Source organism: Dankookia sp. P2 (assembly GCF_050632255.1).
GTDB lineage: Bacteria > Pseudomonadota > Alphaproteobacteria > Acetobacterales > Acetobacteraceae > Paracraurococcus.
The window spans coordinates 4,493,764-4,509,123 of sequence record NZ_CP192581.1 but is presented as its reverse complement, the minus strand read 5'-3'; the positions used below and the strand labels follow the sequence as shown (position 1 = coordinate 4,509,123).

At 71.8% G+C, this 15,360-nt stretch carries 14 protein-coding genes, 2 pseudogenes and 2 riboswitches; of the genes and pseudogenes, 8 read left to right on the top strand and 8 right to left on the bottom strand.

Annotated features, from left to right (window positions below):
• Nucleotides 1–58: 58 nt before the first annotated feature.
• On the bottom strand, nucleotides 59–1,570 hold the full coding sequence (locus ACQ86J_RS26700; RefSeq protein ID WP_431267912.1) for an acetate--CoA ligase family protein: 1,512 nt from the start codon (nucleotides 1,568–1,570) through the stop codon (nucleotides 59–61).
• A 238-nt stretch (nucleotides 1,571–1,808) separates the two neighbouring features.
• Nucleotides 1,809–2,357 (bottom strand): annotated as a pseudogene (locus ACQ86J_RS26695) (CoA-binding protein); the annotation flags it as partial.
• Between the two features lie 24 nt (nucleotides 2,358–2,381).
• Between ACQ86J_RS26695 and ACQ86J_RS26690 the strand changes: the two are divergent.
• The 4 genes from ACQ86J_RS26690 to ACQ86J_RS26675 all read left to right on the top strand — a co-directional run bounded on the left by ACQ86J_RS26690 (nucleotide 2,382) and on the right by ACQ86J_RS26675 (nucleotide 5,365).
• Nucleotides 2,382–2,942, top strand: coding sequence for a hypothetical protein (locus ACQ86J_RS26690; RefSeq protein ID WP_431267911.1), 561 nt, complete (start codon nucleotides 2,382–2,384; stop codon nucleotides 2,940–2,942).
• Nucleotides 2,943–3,080: 138 nt separating this feature from the next.
• The gene (locus ACQ86J_RS26685) at nucleotides 3,081–3,299 is read left to right on the top strand and encodes an alpha/beta fold hydrolase (protein ID WP_431267910.1); all 219 of its coding nucleotides are present in this window, start codon (nucleotides 3,081–3,083) and stop codon (nucleotides 3,297–3,299) included.
• Nucleotides 3,275–3,640: an alpha/beta fold hydrolase gene (locus ACQ86J_RS26680; protein ID WP_431267909.1), complete on the top strand. Its 366-nt coding sequence runs from the start codon at nucleotides 3,275–3,277 to the stop codon at nucleotides 3,638–3,640. The genes ACQ86J_RS26685 and ACQ86J_RS26680 overlap by 25 nt, the downstream gene beginning before the upstream one ends.
• Before the next feature lie 54 nt (nucleotides 3,641–3,694).
• On the top strand, nucleotides 3,695–5,365 hold the full coding sequence (locus ACQ86J_RS26675; RefSeq protein WP_431267908.1) for a flavin-containing monooxygenase: 1,671 nt from the start codon (nucleotides 3,695–3,697) through the stop codon (nucleotides 5,363–5,365).
• 4 nt (nucleotides 5,366–5,369) lie between these two features.
• Here the strand turns inward: ACQ86J_RS26675 and ACQ86J_RS26670 are convergent, their stop codons facing one another.
• From ACQ86J_RS26670 to ACQ86J_RS26650, 5 genes and pseudogenes are all read right to left on the bottom strand, one after another.
• Nucleotides 5,370–6,014, bottom strand: coding sequence for an NUDIX hydrolase (locus tag ACQ86J_RS26670; RefSeq protein WP_431267907.1), 645 nt, complete (start codon nucleotides 6,012–6,014; stop codon nucleotides 5,370–5,372).
• On the bottom strand, nucleotides 6,011–8,905 hold the full coding sequence (gene gcvP / locus ACQ86J_RS26665; protein ID WP_431267906.1) for an aminomethyl-transferring glycine dehydrogenase: 2,895 nt from the start codon (nucleotides 8,903–8,905) through the stop codon (nucleotides 6,011–6,013). The genes ACQ86J_RS26670 and gcvP overlap by 4 nt, the downstream gene beginning before the upstream one ends.
• Nucleotides 8,902–9,279 (bottom strand): glycine cleavage system protein GcvH, encoded by a 378-nt coding sequence (gene gcvH, locus ACQ86J_RS26660; protein WP_431267905.1) that lies wholly within the window; start codon nucleotides 9,277–9,279, stop codon nucleotides 8,902–8,904. The genes gcvP and gcvH overlap by 4 nt, the downstream gene beginning before the upstream one ends.
• A gap of 17 nt (nucleotides 9,280–9,296) precedes the next feature.
• Nucleotides 9,297–10,337: pseudogene (gene gcvT, locus ACQ86J_RS26655) on the bottom strand (glycine cleavage system aminomethyltransferase GcvT).
• Nucleotides 10,338–10,452: 115 nt separating this feature from the next.
• Nucleotides 10,453–10,546: riboswitch (glycine riboswitch) on the bottom strand.
• A gap of 3 nt (nucleotides 10,547–10,549) precedes the next feature.
• Nucleotides 10,550–10,651: riboswitch (glycine riboswitch) on the bottom strand.
• A 76-nt stretch (nucleotides 10,652–10,727) separates the two neighbouring features.
• On the bottom strand, nucleotides 10,728–11,264 hold the full coding sequence (locus ACQ86J_RS26650; protein WP_431267904.1) for a hypothetical protein: 537 nt from the start codon (nucleotides 11,262–11,264) through the stop codon (nucleotides 10,728–10,730).
• Between the two features lie 112 nt (nucleotides 11,265–11,376).
• Here ACQ86J_RS26650 and ispH point away from each other — a divergent pair, with 112 nt between their 5' ends.
• The 3 genes from ispH (at nucleotide 11,377) to rnhA (ending at nucleotide 13,921) form a co-directional block, all read left to right on the top strand.
• A complete protein-coding gene (gene ispH, locus ACQ86J_RS26645) occupies nucleotides 11,377–12,351 on the top strand; it encodes a 4-hydroxy-3-methylbut-2-enyl diphosphate reductase (RefSeq protein ID WP_431267903.1) in 975 nt (324 codons plus the stop codon).
• Nucleotides 12,352–12,504: 153 nt separating this feature from the next.
• Nucleotides 12,505–13,482 (top strand): homoserine kinase, encoded by a 978-nt coding sequence (locus ACQ86J_RS26640; protein WP_431267902.1) that lies wholly within the window; start codon nucleotides 12,505–12,507, stop codon nucleotides 13,480–13,482.
• Nucleotides 13,472–13,921 (top strand): ribonuclease HI, encoded by a 450-nt coding sequence (rnhA, locus tag ACQ86J_RS26635; RefSeq protein WP_431267901.1) that lies wholly within the window; start codon nucleotides 13,472–13,474, stop codon nucleotides 13,919–13,921. Before ACQ86J_RS26640 ends, rnhA begins: the two co-directional genes overlap by 11 nt.
• A gap of 137 nt (nucleotides 13,922–14,058) precedes the next feature.
• On the opposite strand, the gene ACQ86J_RS26630 is transcribed toward rnhA, so the two are convergent.
• Nucleotides 14,059–14,652, bottom strand: a complete 594-nt coding sequence (locus ACQ86J_RS26630) for a PIN domain-containing protein (RefSeq protein WP_431267900.1) — start codon at nucleotides 14,650–14,652, stop codon at nucleotides 14,059–14,061.
• A gap of 306 nt (nucleotides 14,653–14,958) precedes the next feature.
• On the opposite strand from ACQ86J_RS26630, the gene ACQ86J_RS26625 reads away from it, so the two are divergent.
• Nucleotides 14,959–15,141: a hypothetical protein gene (locus ACQ86J_RS26625; RefSeq protein WP_431267899.1), complete on the top strand. Its 183-nt coding sequence runs from the start codon at nucleotides 14,959–14,961 to the stop codon at nucleotides 15,139–15,141.
• Nucleotides 15,142–15,360 lie beyond the last annotated feature (219 nt).

Below are 15,360 nucleotides of genomic sequence, written 5' to 3'. Positions count from 1 at the left end.
CCTCCGCAAGGAAGAACGGGGGAAGTATCCCCCCGTACCCCCTTCTACTTTTCTGAGTTTAGCCCGAGCACTTGATCAATCCGTCAACCGCGAGGCAGCCCCACTCGCCGGCGATCAGCGGGTTGGCCTCGGCTTCCTCGATGCGGCCATCAGCGGCGGCAAGTAGGACCGAGAAGGCGGAGACAGCCTGGGCCACCGCGGCCAGGTCCGCCTTCGGCGCGCCGCGGAAGCCGTCCAGCAAGGGAAAGCCCTTCAGGCCGCGCAGCATCGCCTCGGCCCGCGCCGGGCTGACCGGGGCGATGTCGAGCACCACATCCTTCCACAGCTCCGCCTGCACGCCGCCGGTGCCGACCAGCACCATCGGCCCGAACTGCCCGTCCTGCCGGCCGCCGAGGATCAGCTCGACGCCCTTCCGCGACATGCGCTGCACCAGCACGCCGTCGATCCGCGCCTTGGGCGCGTGGTACTTGGCGGAAGCGGTGATCTCGGCGAAGGCCGAACGCACCGCCGCCGCGTCGCCGAGGTTCAGCTTCACCCCGCCGACCTCGGTCTTGTGCGCGATGTCGGGGCTGTCGAGCTTGAGGACCACCGGGAAGCCGGTCGCCGCGGCCGCCTCCGCCGCCGCCTCGGCGGTAGCCGCCCGCCGCTCCTCCACCACCGGCACGCCGACCTTGGCGAAGATCGCCTTGGCCTCGGCCTCGGTCAGCACGCCGGCGCCGGGCGGCAGCGCCGCCAGCGCCGCCTCCAGCCCGGCCGGCCTTGCCACGGCGGCATCCTCGCGCCCGGCGTAGTACTGCTGCCAGAGCCGGATCGCATTCATCAGCCGCCGCATCGAGCGGAACAGCGGCACCACCGGGGAGGCATCCGCGGCGATCGTGCCCGGCGCCTCGAGCTGCTCCGGGATCCAGGCGACGATGATCGGTTTGCCGCCCTGCTCCGTCAGCTCAGCGATCTCCTGGATGCGGCCGGGCGTCGTCTGCTGGTGCGAATAGACCTGCGGATAGACGATCACCCCGTATTGCGGGTCCGCCATCATCGCCAGCACGCATTTGCCGAAGCTCGCCGGGTTGCCGGCCGCCTGCGCCGTCAGGTCGCAGGGGTTGCGCGCGGCGCCGAAATCCGGGATCGCCGCCTCCAGCACCGCGCGCGCCTCGGCCGAGGGCTGCGGCATGTCGAGCCCGAGCGCCTCGGCATGGTCGGCGGCCATGATGCCGGCACCGCCCGAGGCGGTGACGATGGCGACGCCCCGGGCCTTCGGCTTCCCCGCCTTGGCGAACAGCGCCGCCGTCTCCAGCAGCGCGTCGAAATCCTCGACCTCGACCATCCCCGCGCGCTTGAAGGCGGCCGACCAGGCGAGCGCCGAGCCGGCGAGCGAACCGGTATGCGAGGCCGCCGCCGCCGCCCCGGCATCGCCGCGGCCGAGCTTCAGCGCGACGATCGGCTTGCCGGCCTTCCGCGCCGCCTCGCCCAGCAGCAGCAGCCGCCGGCCGTCGCGCAGGCCCTCCACCGCCAGCGCCACCGCGCGGCATTCCGGCATGGAGAGCTGGTAGGCCGCGAGGTCGCGAGACATCGAGGTCGGTGGCATTGCCCGCTGTCGTCATGTGGCAGACGGAATAGCCGCGCTCCGCCGCCTGCATCAGCGCATAGCCGAGCGCGCCGGACTGCGACGTGATCGCCACGCCGCCTGCCGGCGCGGTCATGCGGACGTATTCCGGCATGAAGGTCACGCCGGCCTTCAGCACATGGTCGACGATGCCGAGGCAGTTGACGCCGACCAGCGGCAGCCCGGCCTCGCGGCAGCGGTCACGCAGCCGGGCTTCCTCGGCGATGCGGTCGGCCAAGCCGGTCTCGCCATAGCCGGAGGCGAAGGCGATGATGCCGCCCACCTTCTTCGCGATGCAGGCCTCGACCGCCGGCATCATCTGCTCGCGCGGCAGGGCGATCAGCACGCAGTCGGGTGAGTCAGGTATCTCATCCAGGCCGGCATGGCAGGGCCGGCCATGCAGCATCTGCCCGGCATATTTCGGGTTCACGCCCCAGACCGGGCCGGCGAAGTTCACCAGGTTCGTCACGGTCCGGCCGCCGAACCGCGTCGGCTCGGCCGAGACGCCGATCACGGCGACGCTGCCCGGCGACAGCAGCCGCCGCAGCGACGCCGGATCGCGCAGCGGTTCCGGTCCTGGCCGGCTGGTCGCCTGCCCGATGCTGCCTGGCTGCTGCAATCGCCCCTCCCACTCCCGCGCTTCGGCACGGCGTTCTTGCGTGACGGGGCAGCCTAGACGCGGCGCCCCGGCGGTCAACCCGTCGCTGCCGCGCGGCGCCCGGCCTGTTGCCGCCGCACGGCGCCCGCGGCACATCTGCGGCAAAGGGAAGGAAATGCGATGCAGGACCAGGGCTGGCCGGTGCCGGATGCGCCGGGATTCCTCGCCGCCTGGCAGGCGTCCGCGGCGGGCGACGCACTGCTGCGACGCTGGGCCCGGCATGCCGCGGTGCGCTTCGCCTTCGAGAGCGGCGGCGCCACTGCCGGCTTCGCCTTCAACGCCCCGCCCGGCGCCGCCGCCTTCACCCTCGCGGCCCCCGCCGAGGCCTGGGCCAAGGCCTTGCAGCCGGTGCCGCCGCGGCACCACCACAGCCTCTTTGCCATGCGCATGCGCGTCCCCGGCTTCACGCTGCGGGGCGAGGAGCTCGCCTTCGTCCAGCACTGCCACCTGGCGCGGCGGGTGTTGGAGATCGGCCGCTGGCTGGCCGCCGGGCATGCCACGCCGGTGCCGGTGTCGCTGCGCCCGGTAATGGCCGAGCCGGCGCCGGCCGAGATCATCGGCCGCTACCATCGCGTGGAGGCCGACGGCACCGCTCACCGCTTGCATGCCGAGCAGGCGGGCGAAGGCCTCGACCTGCTCTGCCTGCACACCGCCGGCGCCGATGGCCGGCAATCTCCATAGGCTGATGGCCGACCGCAGCATCACCCGCCACTGGCGGCTGACCGCCTTCGACCTGCCCTGGCACGGCAAGTCCCCTCCCCGTCCGGCGCCCTGCCCGGCGATTGGGCACTGACCACGAATCGCTACGTCCAGCTCATCATGGGCCTCATCCGCGCCGCCGGGCTGCGCCGCCCGGTGGTGCTCGGCGCCTCGATGTCCGGCGAGATCTGCCTGGAACTCGCCCTGCGGCATCCGGACGCCTTCCGCGGCATCGTCGCCTGCGAGGCGAGCGACCATATCGAGGGGCGCAAGACCCCTGGGCCGACCACAGCCAGGTCAACCAGGCGGTCTTCGTGCCCGAATGGATCGAGGGGCTGATGGCGCCGCAGTCGCCGGCCGCCTGCGCCACCGATGTCTGGTGGGGCTACAGCCAGGGCGGCCATGCCACCTTCGCCCGCGACATCGACTTCTATTCGGGCGAGTGGGACGCGCGCGACCGCATCCACCGGATCGACACGGCGCGCTGCCCGCTTTTCATGCTGACCGGCGAATACGACTATTCCTGCACCGCCGAGCATTCCGCCGCGACCGCCGCCCGGATCCCGGGCGCCCGCTTCGCCATGATGCCGGGGATCGGCCATTTCCCCTTCGCCGAGAACCCGCCGCTCTTCGCCCAGCACTTGCGGCCGATCCTGGAGGAGCTGCGCAGCCTGCCGTAACGGCGGTTGACAGGCCGGCCCCGACCATGCGCCGATATAGATAGCTAGCAATCAATGGCCCGAAGCGGCCCGGAGACCCGGAATGTCCGAGACCAAGACCCTGCCGAAGACCCTGGACGCGGTGATTGTCGGCGCCGGCTTCGGCGGCATGTACATGCTGCACCGGCTGCGCTCCTCGGCCTCTCCGCCCGCATCCTGGAACAGGCGGACGGCGTCGGCGGCACCTGGTACTGGAACCGCTACCCCGGCGCCCGCTGCGACGTCGAGAGCATGCAGTACAGCTTCTCCTTCGACGAGGCGCTGCAGCAGGAATGGAAATGGAGCGAGCGCTTCGCTGCCCAGCCCGAGCTGCTGCGCTACGCCAACCACATCGCCGACCGCTACGACCTGCGCCGCGACATCCATTTCGAGACCAAGGTCGCCAGCGCGCGCTTCGACGAGGCGGCCGAGCGCTGGACCGTTACCACCGAACAGGGCGAGGTCGTCTCCGCCCGGCATTGCGTGATGGCGACGGGATGCCTCTCGGCCGCCCGGCTGCCGGACATCAAGGGCATCGCCGATTTCAAGGGCGAGACCTACCACACCGGCTGGTGGCCGCACGAGACGGTGGATTTCACCGGCAAGCGCGTGGCGGTCATCGGCACTGGGTCCTCGGCCATCCAGGCGATCCCGGTGATCGCGGCGGAAGCCGCCCAGGTCACCGTCTTCCAGCGCACGCCGAACTTCTCCATCCCCTCGCGCAACGCGCCGATGGACGCGGCCTACGAGCAGTCCTGGAAGTCCGACTACGCGGCGAAGCGGCGGCAGGCGCGGATGATGCGCACCGGCATCCTCTACGACATCAACCCGCAAGCCGCGATCGAGGTGCCCGAGGCGGAGCGCACCGCCGAGTACGAGCGCCGCTGGGCCAATGGCGGCACCGCCTTCATGGGCGCCTATCACGACCTGATCCTGAACAAGGCCTCGAACGACACCGCGGCCGAGTTCGTCCGCAGCAAGATCCGGCAGATCGTCAAGGATCCGGCGACCGCCGAGGCGCTGGCGCCGAAGGATCACCCGATCGGCACCAAGCGCATCTGCGTCGATACCGACTACTACGCGACCTACAACCGGCCGAACGTCGCGCTGGTCAACCTGCGCGAGACGCCGATCGAGACCGTCACCGCATCGGGCCTCCGCACCAGAGCGCGCGATTTCGACTTCGACGTCATCGTCTTCGCCACCGGCTTCGACGCGATGACCGGCGCGCTGCTGAAGATCGACTTCGAGGGGCGCGGCGGCCGGCGCCTCTCGGCCGAGTGGGAGCACGGGCCGCGCAGCCAGCTCGGCCTGATGGTCGCCGGCTTCCCCAACCTCTTCATGATCACCGGGCCGGGCAGCCCCTCGGTGCTGTCCAACATGATCGTCTCGATCGAGCAGCACGTGGACTGGATCGCCGGCCTGCTCGGCCAGATGCAGGCCCGCGGGCTGACCTGCGTGGAGGCGACCGAGGCGGCGCAGGAGGAATGGGTGCGGCACGGCATGGAGGTGGCGGAGAAGACGCTCTATCCCTCCGCCGCCTCCTGGTACATGGGCGCCAACATCCCGGGCAAGCCGCGGGTCTTCATGCCCTATATCGGCGGCGTCGGCGCGTATCGCGAGCGATGCGACGAGATCGCCGCCCGTGGCTATGAGGGCTTCCGCCTGGCGGGGCCACAGGTGCAGGCGGCCGCCGCGGCGGAGTAGCGCCTCAGAAGCGGATACGCCCGGCGGCCTGCAAGGCGAGCAGCAGGCCGCCGAGATGCATCGCGTGCACGAAGAGCCCGCGTGTCACCCCGGCGAGCGCCTCGGCGACCGGCATGGTCAGCGTCTCGAGCTCCTCGCCGGCCTCGCGGTCATGCGCCCCGACCGGCACAGCATCCTCGGCCAGCACGACATGCATGCGGTTGGTGTTGTGCGCCGGGTCGGACCAGAGGGAGCCGACCAGGCGAACCCGCGCCGCGGCATAGCCGGTCTCCTCCCGCAGCTCGCGCGCCCCGGTGGCGCAGGGGTCGGCATCCTCGGCATCCATCACGCCGCCGGGCGGCTCAAGCACCCAGGTCTTGGCACCCTGGCGCCACTGCCGGACCAGCACCAGCCGGTCATCCGGCGTCAACGCCACCACCAGCACCCAGTCCGGGTAGTCCATCACCCAATAGGGATCGAGCACGTCGCCGGCGCTGGTGCGCACCGCCTCGGCATCCAGGTTGAGGTGGCGGTTGCGCACCACCTCGCGGCGCGAGAGGACCCGCCAGGGCCTCTCCGCCTCCGGGACCGGGCCTTGCGGCCAGGTGCTCTGGTCGCGGGATTCACGCCCTTCGGCCGGAGCGGCCTCGGGCGATCTCGCTCCGGTCACTCCGCCGCCTGCAGCTGCATCGCCTGGGCGTATTCCTCGAGCGGCGCGCAGGTGCAGACCAGGTTGCGGTCGCCATGGACGTTGTCCACCCGCTTCACCGGCGGCCAGTACTTGTGCGCGCGGACGAAGGGCAGCGGGAAGGCCGCCTCCTCCCGGGTGTAGGCGTGACGCCACTCGGTCGCCATGACCTCGGCCGCGGTATGCGGCGCGTGCTTCAGCGGGTTGTCCGCCTTGTCGGCGCGGCCCTGCTCCACCGCGCGGATCTCGGCGCGGATGGCGATCATGGCGTCGCAGAAGCGGTCCAGCTCCTCCTTCGGCTCGCTCTCGGTGGGCTCCACCATCAGCGTGCCGGCGACCGGCCAGGACATGGTCGGCGCGTGGTAGCCGTAATCCTGCAGCCGCTTTGCGATGTCCTCGACCAGCACGCCGCCGCCCTGCTGGAAGCCGCGGCAGTCGAGGATGCATTCATGCGCCACCATGCCGCGGACGCCGCGGTACAGCACGGGGTAATGCGCCTCCAGCCGCTTCGCTATGTAGTTGGCGTTGAGGATGGCGACCTGTGTCGCCCGGGTCAGGCCCTCGGCCCCCATCATGCGGATATAGGCGTAGGAGATCGGCAGGATGGCGGCGCTGCCGAAGGGCGCCGCGCTGACCGGCCCGTAGCCCGTCGCCGGCCCGGCGCCCGGGTGCAGCGGGTGGTTCGGCAGATGCGGCGCCAGATGCGCCGCGACGCCGATCGGCCCGACACCGGGGCCGCCGCCGCCATGCGGGATGCAGAAGGTCTTGTGCAGGTTCAGGTGGCAGACATCGGCCCCGATGGCAGCCGGGCTGGTCAGCCCGACCTGCGCATTCATGTTGGCGCCGTCCATGTAGACCTGGCCGCCATGCGCATGCACCAGGTCGCAGATCGCGCGGATCTCCTCCTCGAAGACGCCATGCGTGCTTGGGTAGGTGATCATCAGCGCCGCCAACCGCTCGGCGTGCTGCCCGGCCTTCGCCTTCAGGTCGGCGAGGTCGACATTGCCGTCGCGGTCGCAGCCGACCACCACCACCTTCATCCCCGCCATCACCGCGCTGGCCGGGTTGGTGCCATGGGCGGAAGACGGGATGAGGCAGATGTCGCGCCCCGCATCGCCGCGGGCTTGGTGGTAGGCGCGGATCGCCAGCAGCCCGGCATACTCGCCCTGGCTGCCGGCATTCGGCTGCAGCGACGCCGCGGCGAAGCCGGTGACGGCGCAGAGCCAGCCCTCGAGACGCTTGATCATCTCGAGATACCCCTCGGCCTGCGCCGGCGGCGCGAAGGGGTGGATCTCGGCGAAGCCCGGGAAGGTCACCGGGATCATCTCCGCCGTCGCGTTCAGCTTCATCGTGCAGGACCCGAGCGGGATCATGCTGCGGTTCAGCGCGACGTCCTTGTCCTCGAGCCGCTTGAGGTAGCGGAGCATCGCATGCTCGGAGTGGTGGCTGTTGAACACCTCCGCCGTGCAGAAGCCGCTGCGCCGCGCCAGCGCCGCCGGCAGGCCACCCTCGGGCGCGAGGCCCGCGAGATCGCCACCGCCCAGCAATTCGGCCAGCGCGGCGAGGTCGGCGCGCGTCACCGTCTCGTCCAGGGCGATGCAGACGAGGTTGCCGTCCCGCCGCAGGTTGAAGCCGCGCGCCAGGGCGCCCTGCACCAGCGCATCGGCGCGGTCGCCGGCCTCGATCGCGATGGTGTCGAAGAAGGCGCCGTGCCGCAGCGCGAAGCCGCCGCGCTTCGCCGCGCCCGCCAGCAGCCGCGCCTGCAGCGCGACGCGCCCGGCGATCCGCTTCAGCCCCTCCGGCCCGTGCCAGACCGCATACATGCCGGCCATGACGGCCAGCAGCACCTGCGCGGTGCAGATGTTGGAAGTCGCCTTCTCCCGCCGGATATGCTGCTCGCGCGTCTGCAAGGCGAGGCGCATCGCCGGGCTGCCCGCCGCGTCGATGGAAACCCCGACCAGCCGCCCCGGCAGCAGCCGCTTGAGCGCGTCCTTCACCGCCATATAGGCCGCGTGCGGCCCGCCATAGCCGAGCGGAACGCCGAAGCGCTGGGTGGAGCCGACGCAGACATCGGCGCCCATCTCGCCCGGCGGCGTCAGCAGGCAGAGCGAGAGCGGGTCGGCGGCGACGATGGCGAGGCCGCCGGCGGCCTGCACCGCGGCGATCTCGGGCGCCAGGTCGCGCACTTCGCCGGTGGTGCCGGGATATTGCAGCAGCGCCGCGAAGGGCTTCTCCGCCGCGGCCGCCGCGGCGATCCCGGCCGGCGGGACCACCACCACCTTGATCCCGACCGGCTCGGCCCGCACCCGCACCACGGCGAGGGTCTGCGGATGCAGGTCGGCGGCGACCAGCAGCGCGTCGCCCTTCCCCTTGTGCGCGGCATGCGCCAGCGTCACCGCCTCGGCCGCCGCCGTCGCCTCATCCAGCAGGGAGGCATTGGCGACCGGCAGGCCGCAGAGCTCGGCGACCATGGTCTGGAAATCGACCAGCGCCTCCAGCCGGCCCTGGGCGATCTCCGCCTGGTAGGGGGTATAGGCGGTGTACCAGCCCGGATTTTCCAGGACGTTGCGGAGGATGACGGGGGGCACATGGGTGCCGTGGTAGCCGAGGCCGAGCAGCGACTTCACCCGGACGTTCCGCTCGGACAGCGCGCGCAGCTCGGCGATCGCCTCGGCCTCGGTCGCCGGCGGCGGCAGGGCGGAAAGGTCGGCGCCGGCGATGGCGGCGGGCACCGTGCGGGCGGCCATCTCCTCGAGGCTCTTGGCCCCCACCACCTTCAGCATCGCGGTGATGTCGTCCGGGCCTGGGCCGATATGCCGGCGGGCGAACTCGCCCTGGTCCTCCAGCGCCGCCAGTTCGTTCAGCACGCTCACGCCTCGCTCTCCACCAGCGCGGCATAGGCCGTCTCGTCCAGCAGGGCGGCGAAGGCGGCTGGGTCCTTCGGCTCGATCCGGAAGAACCAGCCCTCCCCGGTCGGCGCGCTGTTGATCAGCGCCGGATTCTCGCCGAGGCCGGCATTCACCTCGACCACCTTGCCGGCGACCGGGGCATAGACGTCGGAGGCCGCCTTGACGCTCTCGACCACGGCGCAGGCCTCGCCCTCGGCGACCTCGCGGCCGACCTCCGGCAGGTCGACGAAGACCACGTCCCCCAGCGCGTTCTGGGCGTGATCGGTGATGCCGATGACCACGGTGTCGCCGTCCTGGCGCACCCATTCATGGTCCTTGGTGAACCGCATCTCGGGCATGGGTCGGGCTCCTGGGATCAGCGCTTGTAGCGATGGGGAACGAAGGGGTGGGGGCGACGCGGGCCGGCAGCGCCTTGCCGCGCACCAGCAATTCCAGCGCCGTGCCGTCCTCGGCATGGTGGCGGTCGACATAGCCCATGGCCATCGGGCCATCGAGCGAGGGGCCGAAGCCGCCCGAGGTGACCTCCCCGACCGGGCTGCCGTCGGCGGCCTGGATCGAGGTGTGGCCGCGGGCGGGTTGGCGGCCCTCCGGCTTCAACCCGACGCGGAGGCGCTTCGGCCCGTTGGCCAATTCCTCGCGCACCCGCTCGGCACCTGAGAAATCCCAGGCCATGCGGCGGCGCTTGCCGATCGACCAGACGAGGGCGGCCTCGACCGGGCTCGTCGTCTCGTCGATGTCGTTGCCGTAGAGGCAGAGCCCGGCCTCGAGCCGCAGCAGAATCACGGGCGCCGAGGCCGGCCGGCTGCACGCCGGGCTGCGCCAGCAGCAGCCTCGCCAGCGCCTCGGCCCGCTCGGCGGCGACGCTGATCTCGTAGCCGTCCTCCCCGGTATAGCCGGAGCGAGAGGCCAGCACCGGGATGCCGCCGATCTCGGCCCTGGCGACCCCCATGAAGGAGAGCGCGGCGAGGGACGGGGCCAGCGACTCGGCCAGCGCCGCGACCCCCGGCCCCTGCAGCGCCAGCAGCGCGCGGTCGGGCAGCGGCCGCAGCGTCACGCCGGCGGGAAGCACGGATTCGATCAGCGGGAAGTCGAGGTGCTTGCGGCTGGCATTGGCGACGAGGAAGAGCCGGTCGCCGAGGTTGGCCACCATGAAGTCATCATGGATGCCGCCCTCGGGCGTCATCAGCAGGCCGTAGCGCTGCCGGCCGGGCTTCAGCCCCTGCACGTCGGCGGGGGTGACGCGTTCCAGCGCCGCGGCCGCGCCCTCGCCGATCAGTTCGGCCTGGCCCATGTGGGAGACGTCGAAGAGCGCGGCGGCGGCGCGGCAGTGCAGGTGCTCGGCCATGATGCCGGCCGGGTACTGCACCGGCATGGCATAGCCGGCGAAGCCCACCATCCGCCCGCCGAGCGCGCGGTGCAGCCCGCCGAGCGGGGTCTCGAGAAGCGATTCGGTTTCGGCCACGGGTCCCCCGGCCACGGAACCGTGGCGTGAGTTGATAGTCCGTGGCCCCCCTCTGTCCGGTGACCTGAGAGATTCAGCCCCCTGGCTTCAGGGCCTTACTCCGTCGGTGCCGCCACCCATGCGGGCGGCAGGCTTTCCAGAGGCCCCTTCTCCGCGCGGTTCATGTGCCTGAGCGTTTCCGGGGGCCGGTTGCGCCTTCGGCGGGGGTGGTCCGCGGCGCGGACCCTCCTCTCTCCCGCGCGGGATCAGCGGGTGCTTCCGTCTACCGCGGAGCGGCCGAGCCGCGCAACTGCCGCGCCGCAAAAGACGGTGTGGGATCGGGCCTCAGCGCGGCCCGCGGCGCAGGTTGAAGGCGAAATCCTCCGGGCTCAGGTCGAAGGAGACGTAGATCCGGTAGTCATTGGCCCGGCGCTCCTCGCCGACCGGCAGGGACAGGCTGATCGGCCCGCTCTCGACCGTGGTGCGGGTCTCGTTCCGGGCGAAGGTGACCCGTTCGGTGAAGGCGCGCCGGGACAGGATGCGCTCGTCCCGGTTGTCCACCACGGCGACGAACCAGGGCAGGTCGATGACCCTCCCCTCGGTCCCGGCGCCGCGCTCGAGGCCGAAATTCGCCGTGAGCGTCACCTCGATGCTGGCGTTCCTGCGGCCCGGGTTGCAGCCGCCGCTGATCCCGGCGATCCGCGCATCCCATTCCAGCGTCGTCAGGTCGCGCACCGCGCCCGGCCGGTAGCGGGTGAGATCGGCGCCTTCGGCCAGGATCCCGGGCCGGGGGCAGGCCACCGGAAGCCGCGTATTGGTCGTGTTGCTGCACGCCGCGAGCGCCAAAAGCGGCAGCGCGACCAGGACAAACCTCCAACGCATCCCCATCTTCCCCCTTGAGCCCGAAGCCGCGGCGGCTAGTGTGCGGCCTTGCGCACCCTGCCCGCCGGCCGGCCGGCACGGCAACCCGCGGCTTGCGAGCGAGATCCGACCGATGAACCAGATCACCAGCCCAGCCGGTGGCGGGAAGCCCCGCCTCAATGTCCTGCTGGCCGGACCCCGCGGCTTCTGCGCCGGCGTGGATCGCGCCATCAAGATCGTCGAGGAGGCGATCCGCCGCTACGGCGCGCCTGTGTATGTCCGGCACGAGATAGTCCACAACCGGTTCGTGGTCGAAAGCCTCGAACGCCAGGGCGCCATCTTCGTCGAGGAGCTGGACGAGGTGCCGGACGACGCGCCGGTGGTCTTCTCGGCGCATGGGGTGCCAAAATCGGTCCCGACCGAGGCGACCCGCCGCAACCTCTTCTACCTGGACGCCACCTGTCCCCTGGTCAGCAAGGTGCACCGGGAGGCCGAGCAGCATTTCACCCGCGGCCGGCACATCCTGCTGATCGGCCATGCCGGGCACCCGGAGGTGGTCGGCACCATGGGCCAGTTGCCGGAGGGCACGGTGACGCTGGTGGAGGATGAGGCGCAGGCCCGGCTGGTGGCGGTGCCGGCGGACCGGCCGCTGGCCTTCATCACCCAGACCACCCTGTCGGTGGACGACACCGCCGGCATCGTGGCCGCGCTGCGGGAGCGCTTCCCGGAAATGCATGCCCCGGCGAAGGAGGACATCTGCTACGCCACCACCAACCGGCAGGCCGCGGTGAAGGCGATCGCCCAGCGGGTGGCGCTGATGGTGGTGGTGGGGGCGCCGAATTCCTCCAACTCCCTCCGCCTGGTCGAGGTGGCGGAGCGCGCCGGCTGCCCGAAGGCGGTGATGGTGCAGCGTGGCCGCGACCTCGACCTCGGCCTGACCGCCGGGCTCGGCAGCGTCGGCATCACCGCCGGCGCCAGCGCGCCTGAGGTGCTGGTCGAGGAGGTGCTCGCCCGGCTGGCCGAGCATTTCGACATCGCCATCGAGGAGGTGGTGGTGGCCGAGGAGCGGATCACCTTCAAGCTGCCGGCCGGGCTGCAGCAGGCCTGAGCCGGCGCTCGCGGCAGATCGCGGACCGGCGTGAACGCCCGGATGCCCAATCCTGCTCGGACGGCAATGACCGACAGCGGTGAAGCGTTCGGCCATGAACGCAGGCCGCCATGGGGCATGGGCGTGGCGGCACGCTCGCGTTAGAAGCCCAGCATGGCCGTCTATACCGAAGTCACCGACGAGGCGCTGCGCGCCTTCCTGGCCGACTACCCGCTCGGCGCGCTGCGGGCCTTCCGCGGCATCGCCGAGGGTGTCGAGAATTCGAACTACGCGCTGAAGACCGCGTCGGGCGACTTCATCCTCACGCTGTACGAGAAGCGGGTGGACCCGCGCGAGTTGCCCTGGTTCCTGGCGCTGATGGAGCACCTGGCGGCCCGCGGCATCGATTGCCCGTTGCCGGTGAAGGCGACCGACGGCGTGGCGCTGCGGCAACTGGCGGGGCGGCCGGCCGCGATCTGCACCTTCCTGGCCGGCGTCTGGCCGCGCCGCGTCCGGCCGGAGCATTGCGCGCCGCTCGGCGCGGCGCTGGCCCGGCTGCACCTGGCCGGGTCCGATTTCGAGGAGGTCCGGCCCAACGGCCTCGGGCCGCAGGCCTGGGCGCCGCTGCTGGACCGCTGCCGGGCGGGCGGCGATGCGGTGCAACCCGGGCTGGTCGCCGAGTTGGACTCGGCGCTGTCCGGCATTCTGGCGACCTGGCCGGCCGCGGGTGCCCTGCCGGTCGGGCAGATCCATGCCGACCTGTTCCCGGACAACGTCTTCTTCCTGGAGGCCGAGGGCGGGCCGCGGGTCTCCGGCCTGATCGACTTCTACTTCGCCTGCACCGACCTGCTGGCCTACGACCTCGCGGTCTGCCTGAACGCCTGGTGCTTCGAGCCGGACGGGTCCTACAACGTGACCAAGGCGCATGCGCTGCTGGCCGCCTATCAGCGCCTGCGGCCGATGGCGGCGGCGGAACGCGCGGCCCTGCCGGTGCTGTGCCGCGGCGCGGCGCTGCGCTTCCTGCTGACCCGGCTGTACGACTGGATGACGACCCCGCCCGGGGCCATGGTCACCCGCAAGGATCCGCTGGAATACCTGCGCAAGCTGCGCTTCTTCGCCGGGGCGGAAGGGCCCGCTTCCCTTGGCGTCTGAGGATGCCCAGCCCGTCGAGATCTGGACCGACGGCGGCTGCAAGCCCAATCCCGGCCCGGGCGGCTGGGCGGCGATCCTGAAATTCGGCGAGGCAGAGCGCGAGCTGTCCGGCGCCGACCCGGCGACCACCAACAACCGGATGGAGCTGATGGCGGCGATCAGCGCGCTCGAGGCGCTGAAGCGCCCCTGCAAGGTCGTGCTGAACACCGACAGCGAATATGTCCGGAACGGCATCAGCCGCTGGATCAACGGCTGGGTCCGCAACAACTGGCGCAACGCGGCGAAGGACCCGGTGGCCAACATGGAGCTCTGGCAGCGGCTGCTGGCCGCCGCCAAGCCGCATCAGGTGGAATGGCGCTGGGTGCGCGGCCATTCCGGCAACCCCATGAACGAGCGGGCCGACCAGTTGGCGACCGAGGCGCGGCGCAGCCTGGGGTAGGCGGACGCTGGCCTGTACTCAGCGCAGGAAGGTTCCACCTTCGCGCCTCCGCGCGGCGTGGCTTTGCCGCACCAGCGGCGGGCGTGATCCGCTGCCTCGGCCCTTGGGCCGCAGGTCGGACCCTGATTCGGCGGGTATCAGGCCCAGCCCGGCTGCGTCGCCAGCCAGCGCGCCATGCCGGCCAGGGACATGCGCCGCTCCGCCAGGCGCGCGGGATAGCCCGGTCCCGGCGGCAGCCCGGCGCGATGCGCCGCCGCCGCGGCCAGGACGCGCGCGGGATCCAGGCCGATCAGCGCCGCGCAGAAGGCATCCGGCCGGAGTGCCTGCAGCCCGAGCGGCGCCAGCAGCCAGCGTGGGAAGTCGCCGGTGTTGTCGGTGACGATCCAGCGTGCCTCCGCCGCCAGCGCCGTGGCCACGACATGCGCGTCCTTGCGCTGTGCCTCGCTGCGGCACAGCGCGCGGATGGCCGCGAGCCGGTCCGCCTCCGGCTCGCAGGCGGCGCCGGGGAAGGCTTCGGCCAGCGCTGCCCGGCGGGCCGCCAGCACGGTCGCGGGGACACCGCGGCGGCGCTGCAGGGCACGCATCCATTCCGCCTCGATCGCGCCGGACCAAGCGGGGTCGAACAGCCCGGCCTCGGCCAGGCGCAGCAGGAAATCCGTCAGCCGGCCGCGGAACAGGATGCAGGCATCGAGCACGGCGGTGCCGGCCGGCATGGGGTCGTCAGAGGTCATGCGCCTCCGACAATGCGGCGAGGCCGGCCAGCGCCTCCCGCCGGCGCGCGGCCTGACGGTCGCGCCAGGCAATCAGCGCGGCGACGGACAGCAAGGCCTCCAGGCGGCAGGGCGCCGCTGCGGACCAGGCGGAGCAAGGTGGGACCCGCGATGCCGAGCAGCCGGGCGGCCGCCTCGGGCGCGGTCTCGGCGACATCCGCGGTCATGGCCGGTTCCTCCTGCGGTTGCCGCTGCCCGGCGCAGCATAGCCCGGCGCAGCCATGGCCGGGCAGGCGCGTTGGCAGGCGGCACAGGGAGCATCTGCCGATGGCCGAACCACCGAAGGGCAGCGCGGAGCGGATGAACAGCGCCGATCCGGCCGCGAAGACCACCGCCGCGAAGGTGCAGGACGGGACGACGACGCGGAACCCGAAGGCCAAGGTGCCGTCCGACCTCTACCCGGACCCGCCCGGGGTCACCGACGAGACGCCGGGTGGGCGGGACGACTGAGAGCCTGACCCAAACGGGTGATGGTCTGGCGCGCGGTCGGACGATGAGCTGTCTGGTGGCGGGGTGGATGAAAGCGGGGGCGGCCTCGACAATGTCCTCGTCCTCCTTGGCCAATCGGCGGCTGCGGCCAAACCGGGCGAAGGTCCGCTCAATCACCCGACGCCTTGGCAGGCGCTGCCATGCAGTGGGCTGCGGGCGTTTGACGATCTCGATGCGCAG

Coding starts and splice junctions, on each gene's coding strand:
- ACQ86J_RS26700 (WP_431267912.1), bottom strand. CDS start 1,570: ATGTCTCGCGACCTCGCGGCCTACCAGCTCTCCATGCCGGAATGCCGC.
- ACQ86J_RS26690 (WP_431267911.1), top strand. CDS start 2,382: ATGCAGGACCAGGGCTGGCCGGTGCCGGATGCGCCGGGATTCCTCGCC.
- ACQ86J_RS26685 (WP_431267910.1), top strand. CDS start 3,081: ATGGGCCTCATCCGCGCCGCCGGGCTGCGCCGCCCGGTGGTGCTCGGC.
- ACQ86J_RS26675 (WP_431267908.1), top strand. CDS start 3,695: ATGGCCCGAAGCGGCCCGGAGACCCGGAATGTCCGAGACCAAGACCCT.
- gcvH (WP_431267905.1), bottom strand. CDS start 9,279: ATGCCCGAGATGCGGTTCACCAAGGACCATGAATGGGTGCGCCAGGAC.
- ACQ86J_RS26650 (WP_431267904.1), bottom strand. CDS start 11,264: ATGCGTTGGAGGTTTGTCCTGGTCGCGCTGCCGCTTTTGGCGCTCGCG.
- ispH (WP_431267903.1), top strand. CDS start 11,377: ATGAACCAGATCACCAGCCCAGCCGGTGGCGGGAAGCCCCGCCTCAAT.
- ACQ86J_RS26640 (WP_431267902.1), top strand. CDS start 12,505: ATGGCCGTCTATACCGAAGTCACCGACGAGGCGCTGCGCGCCTTCCTG.
- ACQ86J_RS26630 (WP_431267900.1), bottom strand. CDS start 14,652: ATGACCTCTGACGACCCCATGCCGGCCGGCACCGCCGTGCTCGATGCC.
- ACQ86J_RS26625 (WP_431267899.1), top strand. CDS start 14,959: ATGGCCGAACCACCGAAGGGCAGCGCGGAGCGGATGAACAGCGCCGAT.